Here is a 25,244-nt window from a genome sequence, read left to right on the forward strand (position 1 = left end):
TCATTCTGTTTTGTTTATTGTCCTGTTGTCTTTTTCTTATCGGCAAAAGCAAATACTTTTTGCAATAATGGAGTTGTGCGTGCACCAAGGTTTTGGCGAATGTTGAGCTCTTCCTTCGCTATTTCCACAAATAAACCGTCAATGGCTTTTTGGGTAACATAATCCGTAATATCAGGGTTCATCTTTTTTACAAACGGCACTTTATTATAAGCTTGAGCTGCATCACCGTAATATTTAGTAGCATTTACCTTGTTTAAGCTTCCCTGGATAACAGGCTTGAATTGCAGGCTTAATTTTGCAGTAGTCGTGCGTTTAAAATATTGCGTTGCTGCATCCTGGCTACCCAATAAAATATTAGTAACATCCTGCAGTGTCATTTGCTTAATGGCGTCAACAAAAATAGGTTTTGCCTGCTTTGCGGCATCTTCGGCTGCACGGTTAAGTGAAAGGATCACGTTATCGCAAAGGCTGTTTAAGCCAAGCCCGCGTAAAGTTTTTTCTGCCTTTTGAGCCTCGGGGGGAAAAAGGATCTTGATGGCGGCATTACCAAAAAAACCATCAACTGCCGACAGTTGATCAGCGCTTTTACCTGTACCTATTTGAAGGGCCTGTTTTAAACCGTTACCAATTTCAAGCGAAGAAGGAGTGCCCTGGTTTGGAACCGTAGCAGCATTAGCTACCTGGTTCAATGTATCGCAACTGGTTAGGGTAATAAAAGCTATTAAAGCGGGAATAATAATCAGTCTTGTTTTCATAGTAAGAGTAAAGCTAATAAAATTACCGCCGGTTTGCTTACGCAAAGAAATGTAACAATGCAAATACACCGGCTGCTATCAGTGCCGAAATAGGTATGGTAATGATCCATGCCCAAACCAGGTTGATAGTTACCCCCCAGCGCACGGCTGATACACGTTTGGTTAACCCTACACCGATAATTGAACCTGTGATGGTATGCGTTGTTGAAACGGGGATACCGAAACGTTCGGTAATAAATAATGTAATAGCACCCGCTGTTTCTGCGCTTACACCTTCAAGCGGGGTAACCTTGGTTATTTTTGACCCCATGGTTTTAACAATTTTCCAACCGCCAGACATGGTACCTGCAGCAATAGCCGAGTAACAAGCCAACGGGATCCACTCAGGCATTACCGAACCTGGTTTAATCACCTTTGAAGCAATAAGGCTTACATATAAGATCCCCATTACCTTTTGTGCATCATTGCCACCGTGGGCAAAGCTTAACGCAGCCGATGAAACTAACTGCATACGCTTGAACCAGCGTTCGGCAGTGGCCGGCCTTGCAGTTTTGCAAAGGTGTAATATTAATATGGTTACAACATAAGCTATGATCAAACCGATGAAAGGAGCCAATACGATGTAAGCAACAATTTTAAGTACATATTGCATTTCAACAGCATGGAGCGCATTAGCACCCATGTAAAGGGCATTGGTCATACCGGCTCCGGCAAAACCGCCTATAAGGGTATGTGATGAACTTGAAGGGATGCCAAACCACCAGGTAAACAGGTTCCAGGTGATGGCGGCTACTAAACCTGCCAGGATCACATGCAGGGTAACATAGTGCTCCAATACAATTTTTGATACGGTATTGGCCACTTTATGATCTTTGATAAAAAAGTAAGCTGCAAAGTTGAATACCGCAGCCATTAACACAGCCTGAAACGGTGTTAACACTTTGGTTGATACAATGGTAGCTATTGAGTTTGCGGCATCATGAAAGCCATTGGTGTAATCAAACAACAGGGCGAGTACAACAATAACTACAAGTAGGGAAGTAACCATTTAGCTGGGGATAAGATTTACTTAAGCGTTTTTAACTAAGATTGACTCCATAACATTAGCGGCGTCTTCGCACATGTCTGTAGCAGTTTCAAGGGCGGCTAATATTTCTTTGTATTTGATAAGGCGGATAGCATCTTTTTCATAAAGGAACAAATCGGCCACAGCACGATCAAAAACGTAATCGGCCTGGTTTTCAACACTGTTTATCCTGATGCATGAATCGGCAATGTTACGCACATTCCTGAGGTCTTTCAGCTCTTTTACTGCTTTTTCCAGGTCAATGCTGGCTTGCAATATCAGGTCAGAGAGTTTACGGATATGCTCATTCAAATCATCTATCCTGTACAGGCTCATGCGGTTTGCAGCGCCTTGTATATAGTCGGCTACGTCATCAATGGCTGTAGCAAGTGAGTGAATATCTTCCCGGTCAAATGGTGTGATGAAGTTTTTGCCAAGCTCCAGGTAAATCTGGTGAGTGTATTCGTCGCCTTTATTTTCCAGCTTGTCAATCTGTTTGTACAGGTCCTCGCGGGTTTGAGCATTATTGGAGTTAACCGCCTCCACCAATATTGTTGCCATAGCTACAACGTTGGCTGCAGCTTGTTCAAACAGTGGAAAGAATATTTTTTTATCCTTTGGTACAAAATACTGGAAAATACTGTTAAGCGACATAATGATTTAAAATTGGTGTAAAGGTACGGTTACTATGTTAAATTAATGTTAACTTTTTAGCGCAGGTAAATTCGGGAAAGGAATAGTTTGCTTAGCCCTTGCCAAAGTAAATCCAAAGGTTGAACCAAGGCCTTCGGTACTGCGCACATTGATGGTTTGCTGGTGTGCTTCAATAATATGCTTAACAATGGCCAATCCTAAACCAGAGCCGCCGATCTGCCTTGAGCGGCTGCTGTCTGTACGGAAAAAGCGTTCAAATAAACGCGGCAAAAACTTTTCTTCAATGCCTATCCCGTCATCGGTAACTTCAACCAAAACCTGGTCGTGCAGTACAAAAAGGCTTACCGAGGTACTACCTTCTTCTTTACCATATTTAAATGAATTATCAATCAGGTTCACGAGTACCTGTCTTATTTTTTCCCTGTCGGCATTTACAACAATAGGCTCGTCATACTTTTGTTTAAATATAAGTTTGATGTGGTATTGTTTGCCCTTGATCTCCAGCGATTCAAAAACCTCTTTTATCAGGTCGTTGATCTTGAATTTGGTGTAATTGATAGGCATCTCGCCCGATTCGAGTTTTGAAATTTCGTCGAGGTCTTTGATCAGGTAACTAAGGCGGTCAACATTTTTAGAGGCCTTTTCTAAAAACTGGCGGGCCATATCCTTGTCGTCAAAATCATCATCCTGTAAGGCTTCTATATAACCTTGTATTGCAAAAAGAGGGGTTTTAAACTCGTGCGAGATATTGGATAAAAAGTCGCGGCGAAATTTTTCCTGTTTGCGCAGCTCGTCAATTTCGGTCTTTTTTTGTTTGGCCCATTCCTTTACCTCCTGCTCCACATCGGCAATAGGGTTGGCGCTTACGTGTTCGCCAAGGGCATCCCTCAAGTCGCGGCCTAATTTCAGGTTGTGGATCAGTTTATAAATTAACTTGATACGGGAGTAGATGTACTTTTCAATGAGGTAGTAAAAAACGAAGTAGCTTACACCAAGGGCTACCGTGAAAGTAACCATTACATCGTACCACTTATGTTGAAAATAAAAGTTAACGGCCGATAGCGTAATAGCCACGCCAAGCGAGGTTGTTAAAACCAGTACACGCAAATTCATAGCGTAAAGCTACGATTTATAGATGATTAACTCCCATCTGAATGGCCAGCGCCATGTTAATTTAAAGTTATCAATTTGTGCTTTTTTTAATAATTCTAACAATTCACGCTTTTTAAAGCCCCGCCTAACCGAAAGCGGTCCGTCATTCTGGGCCATTGCATTTCGGGTAAAAGCATGAGTTATGAACACTATGGCATGGTACAAAAGCCAGTGTCGGTGCAGATCGGTAATGATGATCCCTTTTTGTGCCGAGGCCTGCATGTTGCAAATCAACTTCACCCAGCGCTCATCATCAAAATGGTGGGTGAACAGGCTGCAGATGATCACATCGGCCGGTTTAATGAGGTAAGCTTTATCAATAACATCAGCCTGTGTAAAGCTAATGTGGCTATACCCGGAAGCCTGTTGCCGTGCATAATTAACTGCTGCCGGGGCTGCGTCAACTCCGTTTAGGTTAAGGTTAATTTGTTTGCTTTTAGCCCATCTGGCTATGGCAATCAGGGTATCCCCGCCGCCACAACCCCAGTCGCTTACAGAATAGCCATTATTTATGGCGAATTTCTTTAAAGATTTGATGATGCTTTTATGGCCGCCAAATAAGGCATTCATCTTCCCCAGGCCTTCCAGCACAGGGTCTATTTCGGCCGATGGCAGATCGAAATCGTCCATGATCTCCGGGGTATCTGTGCGGTAACTTAAATCGGGCATATAATACAATACGCTTAAGCTACGCAAATGGTTGGCCGTGTGTTTTACTTATCAGGAACTGCGCTACTGAAGGCAAGTGACTAAGGGTATTCAAGGTTAACGCCGTCATATTATCGTTACCAAATAAACGCTGTAATTGCCTGCCTACCCAAAGCCTTTGGGCAAATTGTTTGTTCCAGTTTTGAGTGTAATCCTGCTCAAGATTGGTGCGCTTTTCCGGATTAAAGCTACCCGGTTTGTAGTGGGTAATGATCTTTTCTGAAAGGATTTTGGCCGAATGAATGGCCATCGTCATACCGTTGCCGCATAACGGGGCTATCATCCCGGCGGTATCGCCACTCATGAGAATGTGGTTATCAACCGGTGCCTTTTTCTCGAACGAGATCTCGTTGATGACCTCCGGTTTGTCGAGCAAAAATTTAGCATTGCGGAAAATCTCATCCAAATAAGGGTTCCTGCGGATCACATTTTCTTCCAGTGACTGTAAAGTGCCGTACTTACGGAGATCGTCACGGTGGGCCATGTAGCACATGCAATACCTGTCGCCATCGGTTTTACTTACGCCGCAGTAGCCGTCTTTATAATTGTTAAGCTGGATTAGATCTTGTGGAAAATCCATCTGCAAATGGAATTTTACGGCGAGGTATGGGCTCCGTTTATAAAAAAATGGCCGTTTAAGTTTTTGATCGAGATTTGATCGTTTGCCGAACGAACCGATAGCCAGCGGAGCTGCTAATGTTTCGCCGGGAGTTACCACCTCAAACTGCTCACCGGTAAAACGGATATCCTCTACCCGTGTGCCAACCAAAAAGTTAACACCCTCGGCAAGGGCTTTCTGGTACAGAAAATTATCGAATGTAAACCGGCTTAAACCAAAACCGCCCAGGTCAAGTTTTTGTGAAAGCCTGGTTCCGGATGAAGCTGTAACCTCCAGCCGGTTAATGCGGGCCACGTTGAGTTCATTAAGATCAATATCAAGCGATGATAAAAATGGGATCACCTCGTTTGAGATGTATTCGCCGCAAACGCGGTGCATGGGGTAGGTCTTCTTTTCGATAACTGTAACCTTAAGCCCGGCGCGGTTCAGCAATATGGCGTTGAACAATCCTGCCAGGCCCCCGCCTATTACAATTACATCGCTCATATGGGTTTAATGCATTTCAAGTATCATCCCCTCAACCGTTAAGCCCGGCCCAAAAGCAAAGCTCAGGATCTTTTGATCAACCAAATTACCTGCCTTCAGCATCTTATCAAGCACAAATAAAATAGTGGCTGATGACATATTACCATACTCCTGCAAAACCTGGTAAGCAAAAGCATTGCTTTCTTCAGGAAGTTCCAATGCATCTTCAACGGCCTCTAAAATGGTGCGGCCGCCGGGATGCACTGCGTAAGCCGTGATATCTCCCATGGAAGTTTTTGCCTTCTGCAGAAAACGTTGGGTAAGGGCTTTTATATGTTTTTTGATTTGCTTGGATACTTTGGAGGTAAGCTTCATTTCAAAGCCTGTATTACCTACATACCAACCCATTTCATTACGCGCTTCGGTAACAAACTCCGAATAGAAGTTTTTGAGCGAAAGATAACGGCCAGTGCCCAGCCGTTTAGCCGTATTCTCTACTAAAACAGCTGCCGCACCATCCGAAAACAGTGAGTTAGCAACCCAGTTATCCAGAGTATTCACTTTTTGAAAATGCAGGGTGCAAAGTTCCACGCTCACTACAAGCACTTTGGCATCGGCATCGGCGCGACAAATATAATCGGCCACTTTAAGGCCGTTTATGGCACCGTAGCAACCCATAAAGTTAATGCAGGTACGTTCGGTATCGCGGTTTAGCTGCAACCTGTCAACCAGTTCAATATCAATGCCCGGCGCATGCATGCCGGTACAACTGATGGTTACGAGGTGTGTGATGCTGCCGGCAATGTCATCGCCGAAATTTTGGAGGCAATTTTTAGCGGCATCCACTGCTATGGCAATAGCCTCCTTTTCGTAAAGCTTTAAGCGTTTTTGCGTATCGGGGAATGGTTCGAGCCCTGCCGATTGCTCAAAGAAAGTAAAATCTGCCGGGTCACGATATCCAAAATCGGGGATAACCGAGTAGCGGTAATCAATTCCCGAATGGTCATAGATTCCTTTTAACCTCGCTGCATTAGTTGCATCCAATCCAAAGGCGTTAGCCATGAAATGGTAAATATCCTGCTGGGCAATACGATTGGCGGGATTTGCTATCCCGATAGCACTGATGCAACTCTCCATTAAAAATGATTAACCGTTTTATTTGCTGATCTCCGCCTCGACTGAAACGTTGGCCTCATTTGAAAGGATCAAATTTTTGCCGCCTATGCCAAAATCTGTCCGCAATATCATGAAGCTTCCTTTCAGCTGAGCAGTATTACCCGTTTCCACGTAGGTAAAAGGTATTTCGATCAACTTTGTTTTATCTCTTATAGTTACGTTAAAACTGCCGGTATAGTTGCTCCCGCTTTTACGTTTAAATGAAACTGACTTAATGGTGATCTTCGGGTATTTAGCCACGTCAAAATAGTCCTCGCTTTTAAGGTGGTTATCGCGGCTTTCGTTATCACTGTTTACAGTACTCGAGGCCACAGATGCTTCAATAGAACTACCTGCCAGGTCATTGGGTTTAAACTTAATATCGGCCTGCAATCCACCGAATGTGCCGGCCACATTGAAGCCCAGGTTTTTTATCTTAAAACTAATATCTGATTTGGTTACTGTTTGCGCGAAGCTTGCAGTTGCTAAAAAAAATAAAAATGCTGCTATATAAATTTTCTTTATCATGTTACATTAACGTTGTTTCCAAACATAATAATTTATGCGGTACAATTTTTTACATTAAAGGTTGTAAGTTTATAACGGTACCGTGGCAACTATAAGTTGCTTTTGAAAGTATTATCAGCAAACAGCAACAATGAAATTGAAACAATTTATTCCTACGCGGTCGGCATTGGCGCATTTGCGGTTTGTATTTTCTGTTTTTTTGCTGCCGGTGTACCTGTTTGCCTTTAGCCAGGCCGGTGCAGTGAAAACTTCAACAGCCGTACTCGTATTTTTCATCTGGCATTTTCTTGCGTTTCCGGCCAGCAATGGCTACAATAGCTATTTTGATAAGGATGAAGATAGCATTGCCCTGTTAGCCAAACCTCCCGAAGTAGATATCAGCCTGTATTATTTTTCAATTTTACTGGAAGCAGTTGCTTTTTTACTGGGTTTTATCATTAGCTGGGAGTTTGCGTTTGCTGTACTTATTTATGGCATCATGTCGAAGTTATACAGTCATCCGGCTACCCGCTTAAAGAAATATCCCATCATCAGCTTTTTAACGGTGTTCATTTTTCAGGGATGTTTTATTTATTATGCTACTTACACTGCCCTCACCGGGACAAGCCTGTTTGGCCATTGGGATTTAGGCTTAGTTATTCCGGGTGCTATCAGTTCTTGCCTTATCGGGGCATCGTATCCGCTAACCCAGGTTTATCAGCATGAGGAAGACGGCCGGCGCGGAGACAAAACCCTGAGCATTATTTTAGGCTATAAAGGTTCTTTTATTTTTTCGGGGATATTGTTTGCGATGGGAATAGCTTTATCTTATTACTACTGGCATTTGGCCGGGATGATGCTTAATTTCTATTTTTTCCTGGTGTGTGCCGCACCGATATTCTTCTTTTTTAATTATTGGTTTTATAAAGTAGGGCAATCGACAACTAATGCCAACTTTAAAAATGCTATGCGCATGAATTTTATCAGCTCGGGTTGTATGCTGATTTATTTTGGGGTGCTGGCGGTGTTTAGTTGAGATGGAGATAACATAATCCTAAGAACAAAGCCCTAACCCACAACGTCATTGCGAGGTACGAAGCAATCCCAAACTATGCAGATTCGCTCTGTAAGTCGGGGATTGCTTCGTACCTCGCAATGACGATTTTGATATTGTATTATGAGGAGCTTTACTGCTTCCCAGCCCAGGCGTCCATCTTGGCTTCAAAAACAGCCATTGGCATAGCGCCGTCTTTTAGCACCTGGTTATGGAACTCAGCGATATTGAATTTGCTGCCTAATTGTTTCTCGTATTTAGTGCGTAGCTCACGAATTTTGAGTGCCCCAATTTTATAGCTTAGTGCCTGAGCCGGGATAGCCATGTAGCGTTCAATTTCGGCAGTTGCACCTTGCTCGCTGATGGCTTCGTTATCCATCATATACTTAATGGCCTGCTCGCGGGTCATGCCTTTGGTGTGGATGGCCACATCCACAACTAATCGGATAGCCCGGTGAATTTCATCGCCCAATGCGCCCATGTGCTGGTATGGGTCGGTATATAAACCGAGTTCTTTACCTAATGATTCGCAATATAGTGCCCAGCCTTCCACATAGGCGGTTTCCCCGCCGTCAAACCGGCGGAACTTTGGCAGTGATGTGTTTTCCTGGGTCAGCGAGATCTGGTAATGATGACCAGGAATAGCCTCATGCAAAAACAACGATTCCATACCCGATGTGATATTAAACTTGGTAGCATCAAGTATCGGCACATAAAATATGGCCGGACGGGTGCCATCTGCCGAACCCTGGTTGTACTCAGCACTGGCAGATGCCGCGCGGAAGGCTTCGGTTTGCCTGATCTCGAATGGCGTTTTAGGCACATGATTAAACATTTTCTTCAGGTTGGGTTCCATGCGCTTATGAATGTTCTCGAAAGCATCAAGCACATCCTTCGGCGTTTTATAAGGTGTAAACTTAGGATCGGTTTTCATGTACTCGAAAAATGCTTTCAGGTCGCCTTTAAAGCCAACGCTGGTTTTAATGCTGTCCATTAATCCGCGGATGCGGGCAACTTCTTTCAAGCCCAACTGGTAAATTTCCTCCGGAGTTTTATCGGTAGTGGTTTGCTGTTTAACTAAGTAAGTGTATTTAGCTGTACCATCAGGCAGTGATGAAAAGCCGGAAGTAGCGCGTGCATGCGGCAGGTACTGGTTTTTCAGATAATCGGCCAGTTTTTGGTAGGTTGGGTTAACTATGGTGGTGATCGCTTTTTTATAGGACTCTGTCAGCTGCTTTTTATCCGCGTCCGAAAAATCCTTTGGCATATTAGTAACCGGGCCATAGAACAAGCTTTTTTCAACGTCCTTTGATACCAGGTCCTGCATTTCGGGAATCATTTTAACAACCAATGATTTTGGCAATACTACGCCGGCTTTTATGCCTTTGTTAAAATTAGAGATTGCAGTATCAGCCCAGATCTGGAAAGCTGATAAACGTTTCAGCCAGTCGTTATAGTCAACAACCGATTTAAATGGCTGTGCACCGGATCCAGAACCCAATTGCCCCATGGTAATTGGCAGGGCATAAAACTGGTTAAATGGCATATACTCAAAATGGTGCTTAAAGTTGTCAAGCGCCAGCTGCACCTCGTAGGTGAAAATATCATAGGATAACTGGTCATCAGCATTTAACTCCGCCCTTTCAAAGTTTTTCACTTTCGACAGGTAAACTGAGTTATAATCATAAGCTTTTTTCAAAAACTCAGCCGAGCCATCGTTGGGTAACAGGTCATTGTAACGTCTGTCGCCAATGTAGGTGGCATTTAGCGGGTAAAGCTTTAAACCATCCTGGAAATAGTCTTCAAAAACTTTGGCAAGATCCTTATTAGCCGGAATGCTGCTGTCGGTATCAGTTGATTTGGGCTGATTGCAAGCCACAAACAAACCTGCTATGAATAGCATGAGTAATATTTTTTTCATGAGAGTGCTGTTAAAAAGATAAAGCTAAGGAATGGAACGGAGATTTTGAACTTACTTGTTTTGTTTATATTCCTCAGTGCCATGTAGTAGCCTGGCAGCATTTCCCGGACTTTTAAGAAGATAGAAAGTTTCTTCCATGCTGTCATATTCGGCCTTCGGCAAGATTACGATATCACCGTGCGAGATATCCGTAACCACAAGTGGCTTACGATCTGCACAGACCTTATCAAGGTACGATTTTATATTTTTCTTAAAAAGTTTAATCGATATTGCTTCCATCTACTAAAGATATAAAACAAAAACAGCATATCCGATTAGGTATACGCTGTTAAATATTTGTTGATTGTTTTGCTTAATCGTCCCCGGTTTCTTTGCCATCAATAGCATCGGAAGTAATTTGTAACGATCGCAAAATCAACCCCGCCATAAACTCATAAAACAGATCTGGCTCACCGCCATTGCTTTGAATATCCGTGAGGTATCGATAATAATTTTGCTTTTCGTGATCATTAATATAGAAGGGAGGAAAACCATAGGATATTAATATCAAATTGGAAAGAATCCGGGCTGTACGACCGTTGCCATCGTAAAACGGATGAATGGTAAGATAATCGATATGAAATTTAAGCGCCATAACAATTGGATGTATCGCATCGCGTTTTGATCGCTCTAATCTTTCTTTTTCCGCATTGAGCCAATTGATCAACTGGTGCATCCTTTCGCTAACTTCGGTATGTGGAACAAAATCGTAACGTTCGCCTTCAAAGTTTAACATGTAATTGTCCGTGCTTTTCCACTGACCAATAAACTTTTGCTTTTCGGGATCTTCCTCGTACATAATGCCTTTATGTATCTCCCTGATCCTGCTTTCCGAAACATTCAGCTCGCCTTTACCCATTTTCATGATCGTGCTAATCACTTTGTCATGGTTGCGAATTTCTATTACATCTTTAATAGGTTTATCCTGAACATTAATAACGCCCACCATTACCGTACGCGTTTCGCGCTTGGTAAGGCTATTCCCCTCCATGCTGTTAGAAGTGTAATTCCATTCAAGACGTAATTTGTAATTGATTTTCTTAAGCAGTTCTTGCGGAATAGGGCCATGAGCTTGTATAGCAGCCTGAAGGTTGTCAATTTGCCGTATCTTTTCTAAATAGCTCATGTGTGTTATTGGTGATATTTCAAACTTACGAAGTTTTTAAAACTTCGTAAGTTTTGATTAGTGCTTACAGCCCCATTTCCTTTTTTAAAAACTTGCCGGTAAAGCTGTTCTTAACTTTACACAAACCTTCGGGAGTACCGGAGAAGAGGATGTTACCACCGCCCGAACCGCCTTCGGGGCCGAGGTCAATGACATGGTCAACCACTTTAATAACATCAAGGTTGTGTTCGATTACCAAAACAGTGTTTCCTTTATCAACCAGTTGGTTAAGTACACCTAACAGCACATTGATATCTTCAAAGTGTAAGCCTGTGGTTGGCTCATCCAGTATATAAAAGGTGTTACCGGTATCTTTTTTAGATAATTCGGTAGCCAGTTTAACACGTTGCGCTTCACCGCCCGATAGTGTGGTTGATGCCTGGCCTAAAGTGATATAGCCCAAACCTACATCGTTCAGCGTTTTTACTTTACGGTAAATGGCCGGGATATGCTCAAAAAATGGCGTTGCATCTTCAATGCTCATATCCAGCACATCACTGATGGATTTACCGCGATAGCGTACTTCCAGTGTTTCACGATTGTACCTTCTGCCGCCGCACTCTTCGCAGGGTACTTGCACATCGGGTAAAAAGTTCATTTCAATTACCTTCATGCCTGCGCCCTGGCAGGTTTCACAACGACCGCCTTTTACGTTAAACGAGAAACGACCGGGTTTATAACCCCTGATCCTTGACTCGGGCAGTGCCACAAACAAATTGCGGATATCTGAAAACACCCCGGTGTAAGTAGCCGGGTTTGAACGCGGCGTACGACCGATAGGTGTCTGATCTATCTCAATTACTTTATCAATATGCTCTAATCCCTCAATTTTTTCATAAGGAAGCGGCTGCTTCTTAGCCCTGAAAAAATGATGGTTGAGGATAGGGTATAAAGTTTCAGTGATCAGGCTTGATTTACCGCTGCCTGATACGCCTGTTATACCGATCAGTTTACCCAAAGGAAAATCAACCGATACTTTCTTCAGGTTATGGCCGGTGGCTTTTTTAAGGCTCAGGGTTTTACCATTGCCTTCGCGGCGTTTTTTAGGAACAGCTATCTCGCGCTCTCCATTAATATATGATGTTGTGAGCGTATGCTCCTTCATGAGCTGGGCTGGCGTGCCTTGTGCCACTATCTGCCCGCCGTGTACACCTGCTGCCGGGCCCATATCAATTACATGGTCGGCTTCCAGTATCATGTCTTTATCGTGTTCAACAACCAGTACGGTATTACCTAAGTCACGCAGGTTTTTAAGCGCGTTGATCAAACGCTCGTTATCTCGCTGGTGTAGGCCAATGCTCGGCTCATCCAAAATGTACATCACATTCATGAGTTGCGAGCCAATTTGTGTAGCCAGCCTGATGCGCTGTGCCTCACCGCCCGAAAGGGTTTTGGCAGTACGATCGAGTGTTAAATAACTCAAACCAACATCAAGTAGAAACACGATCCGCGCACGGATCTCTTTCAAAATCTCCTTAGCGATAACATTCTGACGCTCGTTAAGGCGGTCTTCCAGGCCATCAAACCATTCCTGCAGGTGATTGATATCCATACAGGCCAGCTCGAAGATATTCTTGCCATCAACCTTAAAATGCAGCGATTCCTTTTTAAGCCTTGCGCCTTCACAAACCGGGCAGGTACGGAGTACACGATAGTTCTCCATGTCATCCATGCCTTCATCGTTACGGCGTTCTTGCTGTTCTTCCAGCATGCGGATGATACCTTCAAACGTGATTTGATAGCTTTGAACGTTCCACTTGTTATATTCAACAGCTACACTCAGCGTTTCGGGAGCGCCGTTGAGGATAATATCCAGTTGATCGCGGTTCAATTTTTCGATAGGGGTCGACAACGAAAACTCATATTTTTTTGCCAGCGATTTCAACACCTGGAAAATCCATGTTTCGCGGTATTCGCCAATAGGGGCTAAACCGCCGTTCATGATGCTCAGTTTCGGGTTAGGGATCACCGAAGCTTCATCAACCTCAAAAATATAACCCAAACCATTACACTTTTCGCAGGCACCATAAGGCGAGTTGAACGAAAAAGTATTTGGCTGTGGTTCATCATACGAGATGCCCGAAACAGGGTCCATCAGGTATTTACTATAATAGGATACGTTATTGTCCTTATCGGCAATACGGATAATGCCTTTTGCAATTTTCAAAGCCTGTTGAACAGAGGTATATAAACGTTTGCTGTCCTTTTCGCTTACCACCAAACGATCAACCACAATATCAATATCGTGGATCTTGTAACGGTCAACCTGCATTTTGGGCTCAACATCGGTAATAGCACCATCTACCCAAACTTTTAGAAAGCCCTGTTTGCGGATAGATTCAAACAATTCGCGGTAATGACCTTTGCGCGCCTTTACCACCGGGGCCAGGATATTAACCGGCTGCCCGTCAAATTTTTCGCTTATGGTTTTCAGGATCTGGTCTTCGCTCATGCGCTCCATCTTTTCACCGGTGGTGTAAGAGTAAGCATCACCCGCACGGGCAAAAAGCAAACGCATAAAATCGTAGATCTCGGTAATGGTACCTACCGTGGAGCGCGGGTTTTTGCTGGTGGTTTTTTGCTCAATGGCAATAACCGGGCTCAGGCCCGATACCTTATCCACATCCGGCCTTTCCATGCCGCCCATGAACTGGCGCGAGTAGGCCGAAAATGTTTCCATATAACGGCGCTGGCCTTCGGCATAAATAGTATCAAATGCCAGCGATGATTTGCCGCTGCCGCTCAGCCCGGTAATTACTACCAGCTGGTTACGCGGAAACGAAACATCTATATTTTTCAGGTTATGCACCCGGGCACCATAAACTTCAACTTCACTTTGCTCGCCCAGGTCAACAAGAGGTTTTGTACTCATACTTTATTAATATGCATTTATTGACATTGTTTGAAGCTAATTATTATAGTTACCAGATTTTTACAAAATGCCGTTTTCCTAAAATTTTTGGCTTAAACCATCAATAGTTTGCTACAAATATAAGCAAAAAAGGCCGATCATCCATCCAGGATAACCGGCCTCAAAGTGCTCCGTAATGTAATCTTTTAATTAATTTACAGTATGATTACCTGCTATTAATTAATTGCCAGCAACTGTGATGCAGGCGGGATATAAAAATAATTGTCATATCCGTGCTGCTTTGGCTGTTCGATAATAGCTTTCATGGCAATGAGCTTGTAAACATATGAACCGGTTTCGCGGTTCAGCTTCATGCGAAAGTAGTTATCTTCATTTTGCTTATTGATCGCTCGTGCTAATTTGATCGATCCATTGTTATAAGCTGCAGCCGCCAGTGTCCAGCTGTTAAATTCATCGTATAGTTCTTTGATATACTTGCAGGCTGCAATAGTAGATTTGCGAAGATTTTTCCGCTCGTCAACACCATGGCCTACCCTTAGTCCGTAGGTACGTGCCGTACCAGGCATAAATTGCCAAAAACCCGACGCTCCTTTAGATGATGTACCTGACTTAAGGCCCGACTCGACCAATGGTACATACTTAAAATCTTCAGGGATACCATAAAACTTTAAAATAGGTTCGATAATCGGGAACCATAGCTCGGCTTTTCGGTGCAATATATTGCTTTGCACACTTTTATAATCGTGCTGCCTGAGCGATTTGTTGAGTTTACGTGTAACCCTTGCGTCATTAACTGGTAAAGCTTCATCGGCAAAGTTGTAAGCAACAGCCGTTGCGCTTTTAAGAAAAATAAAATCTGAGGTTCGGTGGCTTAAAGGCGCTGCCTTTGCATTTTTTTGGGTAGTAATTTTACCGAAAATATTAAGCCCGGAAATGAGAACCAGCACCAGTGTTACGGAGCACGTAAGTAAGTGTTTTTTAATCATTTCTTGTCCTATCATTTAACTATACATTTGGTAGAATGTGCCGCAAAGGTATGTCATACAAATCACATAATCAAATACTTAGCATTTTGCTAACTTTTTTAGACATGGTTTTCGGTTCAAAAACAGCGTTTAAAACCGTTTAAACGGCGATTTTGTAACAGGATATTTTTTTGATCTTTTTAGATGGAAATTGCCAAAAAAGCGTAACTTTGACCCTCACGCTGCGAAAGCGCTAAACAAAAAATTATGGTATTTAAGAGACCAGCAGGTAGTCGCGACGACAAACCCGGAAAGTCGTCATCAAGGAGTTCAAAATCCGACGACCGACCAAAAAAATCAGCATCAACCCCAAAAGGTAAAGCTACTCCAAACGGAGAGAAAAAAATACTTTCCAGACCGGAAAAAACATTCCAAAGCAACAGGTTCAGTGACGATAAGCCCAAAAGCAATTTTAGGGGCGGCGAATCATCTGGCTCTAAAAGATCTGGCGCTAAGCCAAGGCCTTATTCAGGCAGGCCAACCGGCGATAGTGAGGACAGGCCAAAAAGGAACTTCGGCGGCGATAGCACAGGTGAAAGAAAATCATTTAGTGGCGGCCCTCGTAAACCTTACAGCGGCAGGCCAACAACCGGTGATAGCGAAAGGCCGAAAAGAAGCTTCGGCGGCGATTCGCAAGGCGAAAAGAAACCTTACTCATCTCCACGCACCCGTTCATCAGCAAGCTTTGAGGGTAAACCTAAAAGAAGTTTTGGCGGTGATGCAGGCGGCGAACGTAAATTTGCACCAAGAGGAACCGAAGGCGGCGAACGTAAGTTTGCACCACGGGGTACTGAAGGAGGCTTTAAAAAACGTGAAGGTGGCTTTAAAGAGAAATCACCATTCGGCGAAAGGCCCGCACACAGGCCGCATGACAGGGAAAACCAGCAGGACGCCCCTAAAACCATGCGTGGCCGTAAAAATGCTCCAGCTAAAAAATCAGAAGATGACGGACTGATCCGTCTGAACCGTTATATATCAAACGCAGGTATTTGCTCTCGCCGTAAGGCCGATGAGCTGATTGCTGCAGGCGTGGTATCTGTTAATGGCGAGGTGATAACCGAGTTGGGCACCAAGGTTGATCCATTTAAGGATACCATTAAATATAACGGCGAAACGCTGAAACGCGAAAAAATGGTTTATGTACTATTAAATAAACCAAAGGATTATATCACTACAACCGACGATCCGCAGGAGCGCCGTACCGTAATGCACCTGGTTGAAAAAGCAACCCGCGAGCGTATTTACCCCGTTGGCCGTCTTGACCGTAACACTACCGGTTTGTTATTAATGACAAACGATGGTGATTTGGCCGATAAGCTTTCACATCCGCGTAATAGCATCACTAAATTATACCAGGTTGAACTAAGTAAAAGTTTAAGCCAGGGCGATTTGAACAAACTTGCCTTTGGTGTTGAGCTTGAAGACGGTGTGATTAAACCTGATTCGGTATCATACGTAACAGGCGGTTCAAAACGCGAAGTTGGCATCCAGATACACAGTGGTAAAAACCGTGTTGTGCGCCGTATGTTTGAGCACCTGGGTTACGAAGTTGTAAAACTGGACAGGGTGGTTTATGCCAACCTTACCAAAAAAGACCTTCCGCGTGGCCGCTGGCGCTACCTCGATGAAAAAGAGGTGATCCAGCTAAAACACCTGATGAAATAAAAAAATGCTCCGCTAAACAGCGGAGCATTTTTTTTGTCTATTTTACTATCTTGCACAGCAATAACCATCAATTAATCAACCATGAAGAAATTTCTTTTGATCATAGCTATGCTTTCACCGGCGCTTACATTTGCACAAAATAAAAAAACGGGGCCTAAAACCTTTGATCTCATAGTAGGTACTTATACAACTGGCAAAAGCAAAGGCATTGTAGTGTATCGTTTTTATGCCGAAACGGGCAAATTGGCCTACCTTAGTGAAATTGACGGTGTTAATAACCCATCGTATTTAACATTAAGTGCCAATAATAAGTTTATTTATGCTGTTAACGAATTGCCCAAAGGCGAGGTAAGCGCGTTTTCATTTGAACCTAAAAACGGCAAACTCACTTTTATCAACAAGCAATCAACTTTGGGTGCTGACCCATGCTATATCTCGGTTGATAAAGCGCAGAAAAACCTGCTTATTGCTAATTATTCAAGCGGCAATGTAGCAATAATGCCATTAAATAAAGATGGATCGATAGCTAATGGCATACAAACAGTACATGATGATGGCCATAGTATAAATAAAGAGCGCCAGGAATCGGCCCATGCACATATGGCCGTTTTGACGCCAGATGAAAAGTATGTTTTATATAACGACCTCGGTACTGATAAAATAAATGTATTCCGTTACCGCCCATCAAAAGAACCTCGCATTGAGCCTGCAACACCTGCCTTTGTGAGCGTTGCCCCGGGCGAAGGCCCAAGGCACCTGGAGTTTTCGGCCGATAAGAAAACTGTTTACCTGGTAACCGAAATGGGATCAAATGTTATTGTATTTGATTATAATAATGGAAAACTAAAGCAAAAACAATCTATAACTATGCTTCCTGATGGTTTTAAGGGCCAAACTGCGGGTGCTGCCATTCATCTATCGCCAGATGGCCGTTTTCTTTATGCTTCAAACCGCCTGGAAACCAACGAGATCAATATTTATGCTGTAAACCAGGAAACAGGCCTGCTTACTTTTGTAGCCCGCCAGTCAACCTACGGCAAAAATCCACGTGATTTTGCTATTGATCCGACAGGTAAATTCCTGATCGTAGCTAACCAGAACAGTGATAACATGTGGGTATTTAAAATTGACCAAAACTCAGGTAAGCTTTCCCAAACAGGTATTAAAGTGGATATCGGTAACCCGGTATGTTTGAAATTTGCACCAGCTGAATAGTTTTTCGAGGTGAAAGGGTAAAGGTAAAAGGCGAAAGGCTTTTGCCCATGCATACAAAAAAGGCGAAGTTTGAGATATTCTAAACTTCGCCTTTTTATTTCAGGCTGGAAAAGTACCTTTTACCTTTCGCCTTTTACCTTTCACCTTAACTCTTGGTAAACGAATATACAATGTAGCCGGTGCTGTTACCTACGGTAACAGGCGATTTCAGGGTCATGGTTGATCCGTCATTACTGGCAATATCCAAACGGTACCCCTCGGCTACGTTTTTGGCTTTATCACCTTCGTAAAGTTTTTTGAACTGGAATTGGGTACCGGTTGTGCCGCCGTTATAAACCGACCAGAATATGGTTTGAGATGTTCCGTTAGTTAAAGTATAGATGCCGTTGCCGCTATTGGTAAGCTTCCAGGTACTGCCAACAAAGGCTTCGGGAGGGGCCTGGTCAAACACGCTTTGTACGGCATTTTGTACAAGACCGTCATAACTTACATTATTGCAGGTCCAGGTGCCAACAAATTTACCGCGCGAAACATTGGACGTAGTTGTGTTTTTAGTTGTTGAACAGGCCGAAATGACCAGAACAAGCGACAGGATTGCGATTGAGGTTTGAATTAACTTTTTCATGACAGTATATTTTATGCATAAATAACATAAATCCTGCCAAAGTGTGCAATTATAAATTTACGGTTTGCTGGCGGGTGCGCTTTTCTAATTCATTTAACCTTTTGTTTATTGATTCGGCAAGCTGATCGGCTTCGCGAACCTTTTTGAGGCTATTAATAAACTTAGGATTGGTGTCTCTCTCCGATAAAATTTTACCGATTCGTTTAATAAAGTTCATAGGTTATTCCTTAAAGCTCTATTTTACGGGGTGAACACAGCTAAGGTTGCGTGAATTTTAAAAATTTTGAATAAAATTTAATTAAACGTTTTATCTGGGTAAGGATATACAAGTCTTTGAGAGGAAAAACCTTGTGTCGGAATGGTTTAAGTATAAGTTAAAGGAAGGTTTACGGTTTAATGGTTATTGATCGGCTTCGTTTAAAAATGCGATCAGCCGTTCCATAGCTTTTGCGCGATGGCTTATGGCGTTTTTTTCTGCCATGCTCATTTCGGCAAAAGTAATGTCGTAACCTTCGGGCTCAAAAATTGGATCGTAGCCAAAGCCCCCTGTCCCGCTCAACTCCTGTCTGATGGTGCCTTCAACGGTACCTTCAAAAAAATGTTCTTCGCCGTTCCAGATCAGGGAAATTACGGTACGGAAGCGGGCTTTACGGTTTGTTTCGCCTTTTAAGTTATCAAGCACTTTAGCAATGTTGGCTGCGTGGTTGCCATGTGTGCCTGCATACCTGGCCGAGTAAACGCCAGGTTCGTAGTTCAGGGCATCTATCTCCAGGCCGCTATCGTCGCCAAAACAGTTTAGTTTATATTCGGCGTATACGTGGTGACTTTTGATAGAGGCATTGGCTTTAAAAGTGGTACCGGTTTCCTCGATATCATCATAGCAGCCAATATCCTGCAGGGTTAATAGCTGAATGGCCCCATTCAACTTGGCCGAAACTTCCTCCAGCTTATGACGATTATTGGTAGCGAAAACTAATTGCTGCATGATTTTTACTGACGAATTTTTCTTTATAATGTTTTTACCAACTCCCAAAAGGTCTTTTTGTAATCCACGTTATTCATCATCTCATCAAACGAGTAAGTATAAAGCACCGTAATGCCGTTTGAGGTTACCGGTTTATTTGGCTTAAGCACTTTTATATCCTGCGGCAGGGCATCTCCTCCCAAAACAAGAACTTTGATTGGCTTAAAAAAAGGCTTCAATTGGCTGAATTTGGTTTCGCTGTAATTGGCCAGGTTAAATATTGCTACATCATCCGCCCCAAGATCTTTACGTTTAAGAATGTTTTCAAGAGCGGCTAAATGTTCGGTATTTATAAATTCATCTGCCTTATAATGAGTAAGTACCAGGAAGTTCTTTAAGTTATTGCCCCGATACTTAAAATCAACAACCGGCGTTTGTATTACAGGCTGAGGTTCAGGAGTTAAGGAAGGAGTGACTGCTACAGGCTCGGGTTTAATATGTTCAATAACAGGGGATGATGGTACTGCTGCGATGGGTTCGGGTTCAGCAATTTTATCGTACAACATTTTATCTGCATTAAGCAGGTAAAGTTCATCCTCTAACAAAAAACGAAACGCGGCCGGGTTCTCAACTTTCACTTTAACAAATTTTAACCAAAAGTAGTTAAACCATCTCAAGCTTTATAGGCATATTAGCACAATTATAGCCGGGCTATTTTATAGAAAATATTTGTTCAGCTATAATTAATAAATTTTACCGAAATTCGTAGTTTTTAACGGGTTAACTATCCCGTTTTATTAGCATAACAGCGTTACATGAGAAAGTTAGGAGTATTAGTACTAAGTTTTATTTTAACAATAACATTTGCAAAGGCACAGGTAGCACCAGATACGGCAGCAAAAAAACTGGTTAAAGCCGATTCGGTTATTGCTCCCACCCCGGGCAAAACCCTTGATAAAATAGCTGCAGTGGTTGGTAACAGCCCAATATTGTTATCAGATATTGAATTGTCATACGCCAATTTCCTGGTACAGGGAAACCAGCCCGATCCAACAGTTAAAGCCCGTATTTTACAAACATTGTTAACTCAAAAGCTACTTGCCCAGCAGGCTGCTATAGATAGTATTGAGGTAAAGGAAGAGGATGTTGACGCTAACGTTGACCGTCGTATGCGCGAAATGACGCAACGTGCAGGTGGACAGGAAAAGCTGGAGGCATTTTTAGGCCGCTCGGTGATTCAATATAAAGACGAGATCAGGCCCGACCTGAAAGAGCAGATGGTTGCGCAAAAAATGCAGCAGCACATTACCGAAAAACTGAACGTTACTCCGCAGGACGTAAAAAAATATTACGACGGTATCCCTAAAGATAGTTTGCCTTCATTTAATAAAGAAGTTGAAGTTGGAGAGATCGTTTTTCAGCCTAAGTTAACTAAAGAAGAAAAAGACCTTTATAAAGCTAAGGCCGAGGAATTAAGGCAGCGTGTAAAAAAGGGTGAGGACTTTGGTACCCTTGCAAGGCTTTACTCGCAGGACCCGGGTTCGGCACCTGAAGGTGGTGACCTTGGTTTTGCCGATCGTACCACATTTGTGAAAGAATTTACAGCCAACGCGTTCAAACTAAAGGCCGGCGAGATTTCGCAGGTATTTGAAACGGATTTCGGCTTTCACTTTTTACAGGTGATTGAACGCCGTGGCGAGCAGGTGCACGTAAGGCATATCCTGGTTACGCCTATAGTTACCCAGGCCAGTTTGGACAGGGCTAAGGCCAAGGCTGATAGTATTTATACCTTGCTTTTAAAAGATAAGAATGTTGGTGTAGATTTTTCAAGTGCTGCAGCCTACTATTCAGATGATAAAGACACCAAATACAATGGCGGTATGATGCTGAATGCTGAAGATGTACAAAGCCGGTCGACTTTTATTCCTACCGATAAGCTTGATCCTAAGGTTGCTCTTATTACCGACACAATGAAAGTTGGCAGCATTTCAAAACCTGATTTGTTTACAGGCGCTGATGGTAAAAAAAGTTACAAGATATTGTTGCTTAAATCGGCTACAAATGCTCACAAAGCTAATTTAGAGCAGGATTTTCCTAAACTTAAGGAATATGCCTACAATGATAAAGTTAATAAAACAGTATCGCAGTGGTTTGAAAAACGCCGCAAGGAAACGTTCATTAAAATTGATAAAGAGTATCAATCATATGATTTGTTGAAGAAATGGGTAAACAATAATCCCACGCTGGTAATACCCGAAACCAAAATCAAATCATCTTCATCTTCCAAATAACTTTATGCAACACCGTTCTGATGTAGAAGCCGCAGACGCTTTAAAACAGGCCTATCACCAAATTCGCACCGAAATAGGTAAAGTAATAGTGGGCCAGGATGAAGTGATAAAATTTGTGCTGATCTCTATTTTCAGTAACGGGCATTGTTTATTGGTTGGTGTGCCCGGCCTTGCAAAAACCCTGTTAGTACAAACAGTTTCACAGGTACTTGACCTTGACTTTAAAAGGATCCAGTTTACGCCCGACCTGATGCCGTCAGACATCATCGGGTCTGAAATATTAGGAGAAGACCGCAACTTTAAATTTATACCGGGCCCGGTATTTTCAAATATTATCCTGGCCGATGAGATAAACCGTACGCCGCCAAAAACTCAGGCCGCATTGCTTGAAGCAATGCAGGAAAAAGCTGTTACAGCTGCAGGTATTACCCATAAGCTTGCACAGCCATTTTTTGTACTGGCCACTCAAAACCCTATTGAGCAGGAAGGTACTTACCCCCTGCCAGAGGCGCAGTTAGATAGGTTTATGTTTAATGTAGCCTTAAGCTATCCCTCATTTAAAGAGGAACTGCAGGTTGTTAAAAATACTACCAGTACTACTAAAGTGGAGGTAAACAAGATACTTAACGCACAGCAGATCATTTATTTTCAGCAGCTGGTGCGCAACATACCCGTTACCGATAATGTGATGGAATACGCTGTGAAGCTGGTATCCAAAACCCGCCCTAACAGTGAGTTTGCTACTCCGCAAATTAACCGTTTATTAAGCTGGGGCGCAGGCCCGAGGGCATCACAGTTTTTAGTATTGGGTGCTAAATGCCACGCCGTACTTAATGGTAAATACTCACCAGATATTGAAGACGTGCAGGCAGTGGCTAAACCTATTTTAAGCCACCGTATAGTACGCAGCTACCATGCCGAAGCCGAAGGACTATCTGCTGCTGATATTATCGAGCAGTTGTTTTGATTTTAGTGATTAGAGGTTGGAGATCAGAGATCAGAGATTAGTTTTAGTATCAATCATAATAAAAGAAAGGCCTTGCGACACCGCAAGGCCTTTCTTTTATTATGATTGTCCGTGTCCTCACCACAGATGTTCGGAAGATTCAGATCGGTTGGGAATGCTGGTTAAAAAAGCCATGTCATTGCGAGGAGCGGCGAGGGCAAGAGCACTTGGGGCGACGTGGCAATCCCGTACCTATACAGGGCGGATATGCATTGACTACGAGATTGCCGCGCTACGCTCGCAATGACATATTTTTTTATTTAAAAAGTAGAGATAATTTCATCTTCCGAACACCTGTGGTGTCCTCACGGACAACCCACGTCTCCTTGCTGTTTGATAATTTTCCGTGCATGCATTGTCACATGAGGACACAGGCCCCCGGAATAGTTTATAAAAGAATAGCGCCTTGTGATAAATCGCAAGGCGCTATTCTTTTATTTATGAGGTGTATTCAAACTAATCTCTCATCTCCAACCTCTAATCACCAAATCCGACTATTACTCATTCTCAATCGGAGAGAAAATCTCAAGCAGGATATTCCATCTTTTTGATTTGTCAATTTCCCAAACCCTTACATAGTTATAGTTGCCTACTACGTTGCCTTTGGTGATGCGTGCATGCCCGTAGGTGTAAGCAAGGTCATTGCTTGATGAACGTCCACCGTCGGTAGTTTCAGCGGTGATGCTTATGGCTTCATTGTTAATAAACTTCATGACCACATCGGTGCCGGTCATTGGCGGAAAGCCGGGGAAATAATAACGGCCCTCGGGGCTTAAAAACTCTTTATAACTTGCCATAGCCGATAGCGTTAAGCCGTGATTAAAAGTTTTATCGGTACCAATGATCACATTTTTAGCGCCAAAGGGGTCCTTGCTTGGGCCCGAGCGCTGTGCAGGATCAGGTTCTTTAAAATCAGTAACGGCTTCTTCTTCGGCTTCAGGGTGCTGGATACCAAGATCTATTAATAATTTCAGTTTCCCGTCTGTATTGGTGCGCCAGATAGAAACATAGTCGCCAAATACTTTGTCATCATCAGTTTTGCCGTTTTGATATATATATGGGCCAGCTGTGAATGCAAGATCGCCATTAGCCGAAATTCGTGCAAATTTAGGCTGCCAGCTAAGTTTACCGGCCTGTTTATCTATTTTGCTATAAAAGTCAACAATTTTAACAGCATCTGGCTTAAATATGATGCCATCGGGGTCGGCAACTGCCAGGAAGCCATCTTTTATTCCTTTACGTTCAACTAACTTGTCAAAAGCTTGTTCAACACTAACTACCTTGTTTACATTAACAGCGTCCTGTGCAAAGGCAAAAACGCTATAACCAATAAATGTAGCAGCTAATATTATTTTCTTCATATTTATATTCGGGTTTTAGGGAGCAATTTAGTAATAAATTTTTAGTGGGAAACGCAATAGTCAAAATGCATTAAGCAGCGTACATAATTTAACAATAGAATTATTTTTTGCTTTATGCTGAAACGAAGATATGGGCGAATAATTGCAGGGAGCGATTTTGATCATGTAAAATATGCGTAAATAATTAAATTTACTTAGTAAAGAAGTTGAATAAAAAACATTTAACTTCATAACCAATATTATCCGTTTTTGTTTAAACCAATATAAATTGCCTGCATGAAAAATTATAGATTATACCTCCTGTTTGTGTTTATGTCCCTATGCATACAAGCTAAGGCGCAGTATTTAAGAGACTACACCGGCCGCCCCTATTATCTTAAAACAAATGACGGGACACAGGGTAGCGCTTTACTTACTGATAACTGGCTTAACGGAACAGTTAACTTTGCAAATGGTAAAACAGCTAACGCTATACTTAACTATAATATTTACGGGGATGAGTTACTTTTTAAAAGCCCACAGGATTCATCAATACAGGCCTTTGTTGATCCGATTAAAAGCTTTTCATTGAAAGATGCATCAATTGAGGCATGTGATATTACTGACGTTAGTTTCAGCAGTGGTTTCCCTGCGGTAGATGAACAAACAGCCAAAACATTTTATCTTGTTGTTGGAGAGGGGAAAACCAAGCTGTTAAAATGCTACAAAAAAAAGGTCATCGAATCGAAGGATTTTAGCTCTCAAATTACCACTAAAACGTTCACTACCACCAATAGCTATTATCTTTTTGCCAATAACCAAATGACCAAAGTTAAACCATCGCAAAAAGCAATGCTTGTCGCTATGAACGATAAGGCTGATAAGATACAGGAGTATGTTAAAGCCAATAAAGTTGATTTTAAAAGCGATGTTGCATTAGCTAAATTATTCAGCTATTACAACTCGCTTTAAAAATGTGAT

The 25,244-nt window shown here is 42.6% G+C and carries 24 protein-coding genes; 6 read left to right on the top strand and 18 right to left on the bottom strand.

Translation table 11 applies throughout. The features are described 5' to 3' along the window. Nucleotides 1-14 precede the first annotated feature (14 nt). Genes MTO98_RS01455 through MTO98_RS01490 form a run of 8 tightly spaced genes read right to left on the bottom strand, consistent with a single transcriptional unit; the run spans nt 15 to nt 7,102 of the window. Nucleotides 15-755: a DUF4197 domain-containing protein gene (locus MTO98_RS01455; RefSeq protein WP_243484892.1), complete on the bottom strand. Its 741-nt coding sequence runs from the start codon at nt 753-755 to the stop codon at nt 15-17. A gap of 37 nt (nt 756-792) precedes the next feature. Then, a complete protein-coding gene (locus tag MTO98_RS01460; RefSeq protein ID WP_243484894.1) occupies nt 793-1,803 on the bottom strand; it encodes an inorganic phosphate transporter in 1,011 nt (336 codons plus the stop codon). A gap of 21 nt (nt 1,804-1,824) precedes the next feature. Beyond that, the gene (locus tag MTO98_RS01465; RefSeq protein ID WP_243484896.1) at nt 1,825-2,475 is read right to left on the bottom strand and encodes a DUF47 domain-containing protein; all 651 of its coding nucleotides are present in this window, start codon (nt 2,473-2,475) and stop codon (nt 1,825-1,827) included. Between the two features lie 48 nt (nt 2,476-2,523). Further along, entirely contained in the window at nt 2,524-3,588 is a 1,065-nt protein-coding gene (locus tag MTO98_RS01470) for a cell wall metabolism sensor histidine kinase WalK (RefSeq protein ID WP_243484898.1), read from the bottom strand. A gap of 9 nt (nt 3,589-3,597) precedes the next feature. Beyond that, a complete protein-coding gene (locus tag MTO98_RS01475; protein WP_243484900.1) occupies nt 3,598-4,296 on the bottom strand; it encodes a methyltransferase domain-containing protein in 699 nt (232 codons plus the stop codon). A gap of 19 nt (nt 4,297-4,315) precedes the next feature. Then, entirely contained in the window at nt 4,316-5,440 is a 1,125-nt protein-coding gene (locus MTO98_RS01480; RefSeq protein ID WP_243484901.1) for an NAD(P)/FAD-dependent oxidoreductase, read from the bottom strand. A 6-nt stretch (nt 5,441-5,446) separates the two neighbouring features. Further along, nucleotides 5,447-6,556, bottom strand: a complete 1,110-nt coding sequence (locus MTO98_RS01485; RefSeq protein WP_243484903.1) for a type III polyketide synthase — start codon at nt 6,554-6,556, stop codon at nt 5,447-5,449. Nucleotides 6,557-6,574: 18 nt separating this feature from the next. Beyond that, nucleotides 6,575-7,102: a YceI family protein gene (locus tag MTO98_RS01490; protein ID WP_243484905.1), complete on the bottom strand. Its 528-nt coding sequence runs from the start codon at nt 7,100-7,102 to the stop codon at nt 6,575-6,577. 130 nt (nt 7,103-7,232) lie between these two features. Here MTO98_RS01490 and MTO98_RS01495 point away from each other — a divergent pair, with 130 nt between their 5' ends. After that, nucleotides 7,233-8,117, top strand: coding sequence for a UbiA family prenyltransferase (locus tag MTO98_RS01495; RefSeq protein WP_243484907.1), 885 nt, complete (start codon nt 7,233-7,235; stop codon nt 8,115-8,117). Nucleotides 8,118-8,268: 151 nt separating this feature from the next. Here the strand turns inward: MTO98_RS01495 and MTO98_RS01500 are convergent, their stop codons facing one another. The 5 genes from MTO98_RS01500 to MTO98_RS01520 form a co-directional block, all read right to left on the bottom strand. Further along, nucleotides 8,269-10,056, bottom strand: a complete 1,788-nt coding sequence (locus MTO98_RS01500) for a DUF885 family protein (protein ID WP_243484908.1) — start codon at nt 10,054-10,056, stop codon at nt 8,269-8,271. A gap of 51 nt (nt 10,057-10,107) precedes the next feature. Next, entirely contained in the window at nt 10,108-10,335 is a 228-nt protein-coding gene (locus MTO98_RS01505) for a type II toxin-antitoxin system Phd/YefM family antitoxin (protein ID WP_243484910.1), read from the bottom strand. Between the two features lie 73 nt (nt 10,336-10,408). Then, the gene (locus MTO98_RS01510) at nt 10,409-11,221 is read right to left on the bottom strand and encodes a Fic family protein (protein ID WP_243484912.1); all 813 of its coding nucleotides are present in this window, start codon (nt 11,219-11,221) and stop codon (nt 10,409-10,411) included. Nucleotides 11,222-11,285: 64 nt separating this feature from the next. After that, on the bottom strand, nt 11,286-14,132 hold the full coding sequence (gene uvrA / locus MTO98_RS01515; RefSeq protein WP_243484914.1) for an excinuclease ABC subunit UvrA: 2,847 nt from the start codon (nt 14,130-14,132) through the stop codon (nt 11,286-11,288). Between the two features lie 215 nt (nt 14,133-14,347). Then, nucleotides 14,348-15,118: a lytic transglycosylase domain-containing protein gene (locus MTO98_RS01520; protein WP_243484915.1), complete on the bottom strand. Its 771-nt coding sequence runs from the start codon at nt 15,116-15,118 to the stop codon at nt 14,348-14,350. Between the two features lie 246 nt (nt 15,119-15,364). Here MTO98_RS01520 and MTO98_RS01525 point away from each other — a divergent pair, with 246 nt between their 5' ends. Then, complete coding sequence (locus tag MTO98_RS01525; protein WP_243484917.1) at nt 15,365-16,822, top strand: pseudouridine synthase; 1,458 nt, start codon at nt 15,365-15,367, stop codon at nt 16,820-16,822. An 81-nt stretch (nt 16,823-16,903) separates the two neighbouring features. Continuing rightward, the gene (locus MTO98_RS01530) at nt 16,904-18,037 is read left to right on the top strand and encodes a lactonase family protein (RefSeq protein WP_243484919.1); all 1,134 of its coding nucleotides are present in this window, start codon (nt 16,904-16,906) and stop codon (nt 18,035-18,037) included. A gap of 145 nt (nt 18,038-18,182) precedes the next feature. On the opposite strand, the gene MTO98_RS01535 is transcribed toward MTO98_RS01530, so the two are convergent. The 4 genes from MTO98_RS01535 to MTO98_RS01550 all read right to left on the bottom strand — a co-directional run bounded on the left by MTO98_RS01535 (nt 18,183) and on the right by MTO98_RS01550 (nt 20,264). Next, nucleotides 18,183-18,662: a hypothetical protein gene (locus MTO98_RS01535; protein ID WP_243484921.1), complete on the bottom strand. Its 480-nt coding sequence runs from the start codon at nt 18,660-18,662 to the stop codon at nt 18,183-18,185. Nucleotides 18,663-18,711: 49 nt separating this feature from the next. Beyond that, on the bottom strand, nt 18,712-18,879 hold the full coding sequence (locus tag MTO98_RS01540) for a hypothetical protein (protein ID WP_243484924.1): 168 nt from the start codon (nt 18,877-18,879) through the stop codon (nt 18,712-18,714). Between the two features lie 183 nt (nt 18,880-19,062). After that, nucleotides 19,063-19,647 (bottom strand): non-canonical purine NTP diphosphatase, encoded by a 585-nt coding sequence (locus MTO98_RS01545; protein ID WP_243484926.1) that lies wholly within the window; start codon nt 19,645-19,647, stop codon nt 19,063-19,065. Nucleotides 19,648-19,670: 23 nt separating this feature from the next. After that, a complete protein-coding gene (locus MTO98_RS01550; protein ID WP_243484927.1) occupies nt 19,671-20,264 on the bottom strand; it encodes a hypothetical protein in 594 nt (197 codons plus the stop codon). Nucleotides 20,265-20,441: 177 nt separating this feature from the next. Between MTO98_RS01550 and MTO98_RS01555 the strand changes: the two genes are divergently transcribed. Together MTO98_RS01555 and MTO98_RS01560 are read left to right on the top strand one after the other, a co-directional pair. Continuing rightward, nucleotides 20,442-21,917, top strand: a complete 1,476-nt coding sequence (locus MTO98_RS01555; RefSeq protein WP_243484929.1) for a peptidylprolyl isomerase — start codon at nt 20,442-20,444, stop codon at nt 21,915-21,917. 4 nt (nt 21,918-21,921) lie between these two features. Further along, nucleotides 21,922-22,884, top strand: coding sequence for a MoxR family ATPase (locus tag MTO98_RS01560; protein ID WP_243484931.1), 963 nt, complete (start codon nt 21,922-21,924; stop codon nt 22,882-22,884). A gap of 536 nt (nt 22,885-23,420) precedes the next feature. Here MTO98_RS01560 and MTO98_RS01565 read toward each other — a convergent pair. Further along, entirely contained in the window at nt 23,421-24,284 is an 864-nt protein-coding gene (locus MTO98_RS01565) for a hypothetical protein (protein WP_243484933.1), read from the bottom strand. A gap of 276 nt (nt 24,285-24,560) precedes the next feature. Between MTO98_RS01565 and MTO98_RS01570 the strand changes: the two genes are divergently transcribed. Continuing rightward, entirely contained in the window at nt 24,561-25,235 is a 675-nt protein-coding gene (locus tag MTO98_RS01570) for a hypothetical protein (protein ID WP_243484934.1), read from the top strand. Nucleotides 25,236-25,244: the final 9 nt, after the last annotated feature.

Source organism: Mucilaginibacter sp. SMC90, from assembly GCF_022811725.1.
Taxonomy (GTDB): Bacteria; Bacteroidota; Bacteroidia; order Sphingobacteriales; family Sphingobacteriaceae; genus Mucilaginibacter.

Bases quoted from the DNA above. Each gene is read 5' to 3' on its own strand.
- MTO98_RS01555 (WP_243484929.1), top strand. From the start codon at position 20,442: ATGAGAAAGTTAGGAGTATTAGTACTAAGTTTTATTTTAACAATAACA.
- MTO98_RS01545 (WP_243484926.1), bottom strand. From the start codon at position 19,647: ATGCAGCAATTAGTTTTCGCTACCAATAATCGTCATAAGCTGGAGGAA.
- MTO98_RS01495 (WP_243484907.1), top strand. From the start codon at position 7,233: ATGAAATTGAAACAATTTATTCCTACGCGGTCGGCATTGGCGCATTTG.
- MTO98_RS01480 (WP_243484901.1), bottom strand. From the start codon at position 5,440: ATGAGCGATGTAATTGTAATAGGCGGGGGCCTGGCAGGATTGTTCAAC.
- MTO98_RS01470 (WP_243484898.1), bottom strand. From the start codon at position 3,588: ATGAATTTGCGTGTACTGGTTTTAACAACCTCGCTTGGCGTGGCTATT.
- MTO98_RS01510 (WP_243484912.1), bottom strand. From the start codon at position 11,221: ATGAGCTATTTAGAAAAGATACGGCAAATTGACAACCTTCAGGCTGCT.
- MTO98_RS01560 (WP_243484931.1), top strand. From the start codon at position 21,922: ATGCAACACCGTTCTGATGTAGAAGCCGCAGACGCTTTAAAACAGGCC.
- MTO98_RS01490 (WP_243484905.1), bottom strand. From the start codon at position 7,102: ATGATAAAGAAAATTTATATAGCAGCATTTTTATTTTTTTTAGCAACT.
- MTO98_RS01455 (WP_243484892.1), bottom strand. From the start codon at position 755: ATGAAAACAAGACTGATTATTATTCCCGCTTTAATAGCTTTTATTACC.
- MTO98_RS01520 (WP_243484915.1), bottom strand. From the start codon at position 15,118: ATGATTAAAAAACACTTACTTACGTGCTCCGTAACACTGGTGCTGGTT.
- MTO98_RS01475 (WP_243484900.1), bottom strand. From the start codon at position 4,296: ATGCCCGATTTAAGTTACCGCACAGATACCCCGGAGATCATGGACGAT.
- MTO98_RS01570 (WP_243484934.1), top strand. From the start codon at position 24,561: ATGAAAAATTATAGATTATACCTCCTGTTTGTGTTTATGTCCCTATGC.
- MTO98_RS01500 (WP_243484908.1), bottom strand. From the start codon at position 10,056: ATGAAAAAAATATTACTCATGCTATTCATAGCAGGTTTGTTTGTGGCT.
- uvrA (WP_243484914.1), bottom strand. From the start codon at position 14,132: ATGAGTACAAAACCTCTTGTTGACCTGGGCGAGCAAAGTGAAGTTGAA.
- MTO98_RS01535 (WP_243484921.1), bottom strand. From the start codon at position 18,662: ATGAAAAAGTTAATTCAAACCTCAATCGCAATCCTGTCGCTTGTTCTG.
- MTO98_RS01465 (WP_243484896.1), bottom strand. From the start codon at position 2,475: ATGTCGCTTAACAGTATTTTCCAGTATTTTGTACCAAAGGATAAAAAA.
- MTO98_RS01460 (WP_243484894.1), bottom strand. From the start codon at position 1,803: ATGGTTACTTCCCTACTTGTAGTTATTGTTGTACTCGCCCTGTTGTTT.
- MTO98_RS01540 (WP_243484924.1), bottom strand. From the start codon at position 18,879: ATGAACTTTATTAAACGAATCGGTAAAATTTTATCGGAGAGAGACACC.
- MTO98_RS01530 (WP_243484919.1), top strand. From the start codon at position 16,904: ATGAAGAAATTTCTTTTGATCATAGCTATGCTTTCACCGGCGCTTACA.
- MTO98_RS01505 (WP_243484910.1), bottom strand. From the start codon at position 10,335: ATGGAAGCAATATCGATTAAACTTTTTAAGAAAAATATAAAATCGTAC.
- MTO98_RS01485 (WP_243484903.1), bottom strand. From the start codon at position 6,556: ATGGAGAGTTGCATCAGTGCTATCGGGATAGCAAATCCCGCCAATCGT.
- MTO98_RS01525 (WP_243484917.1), top strand. From the start codon at position 15,365: ATGGTATTTAAGAGACCAGCAGGTAGTCGCGACGACAAACCCGGAAAG.
- MTO98_RS01565 (WP_243484933.1), bottom strand. From the start codon at position 24,284: ATGAAGAAAATAATATTAGCTGCTACATTTATTGGTTATAGCGTTTTT.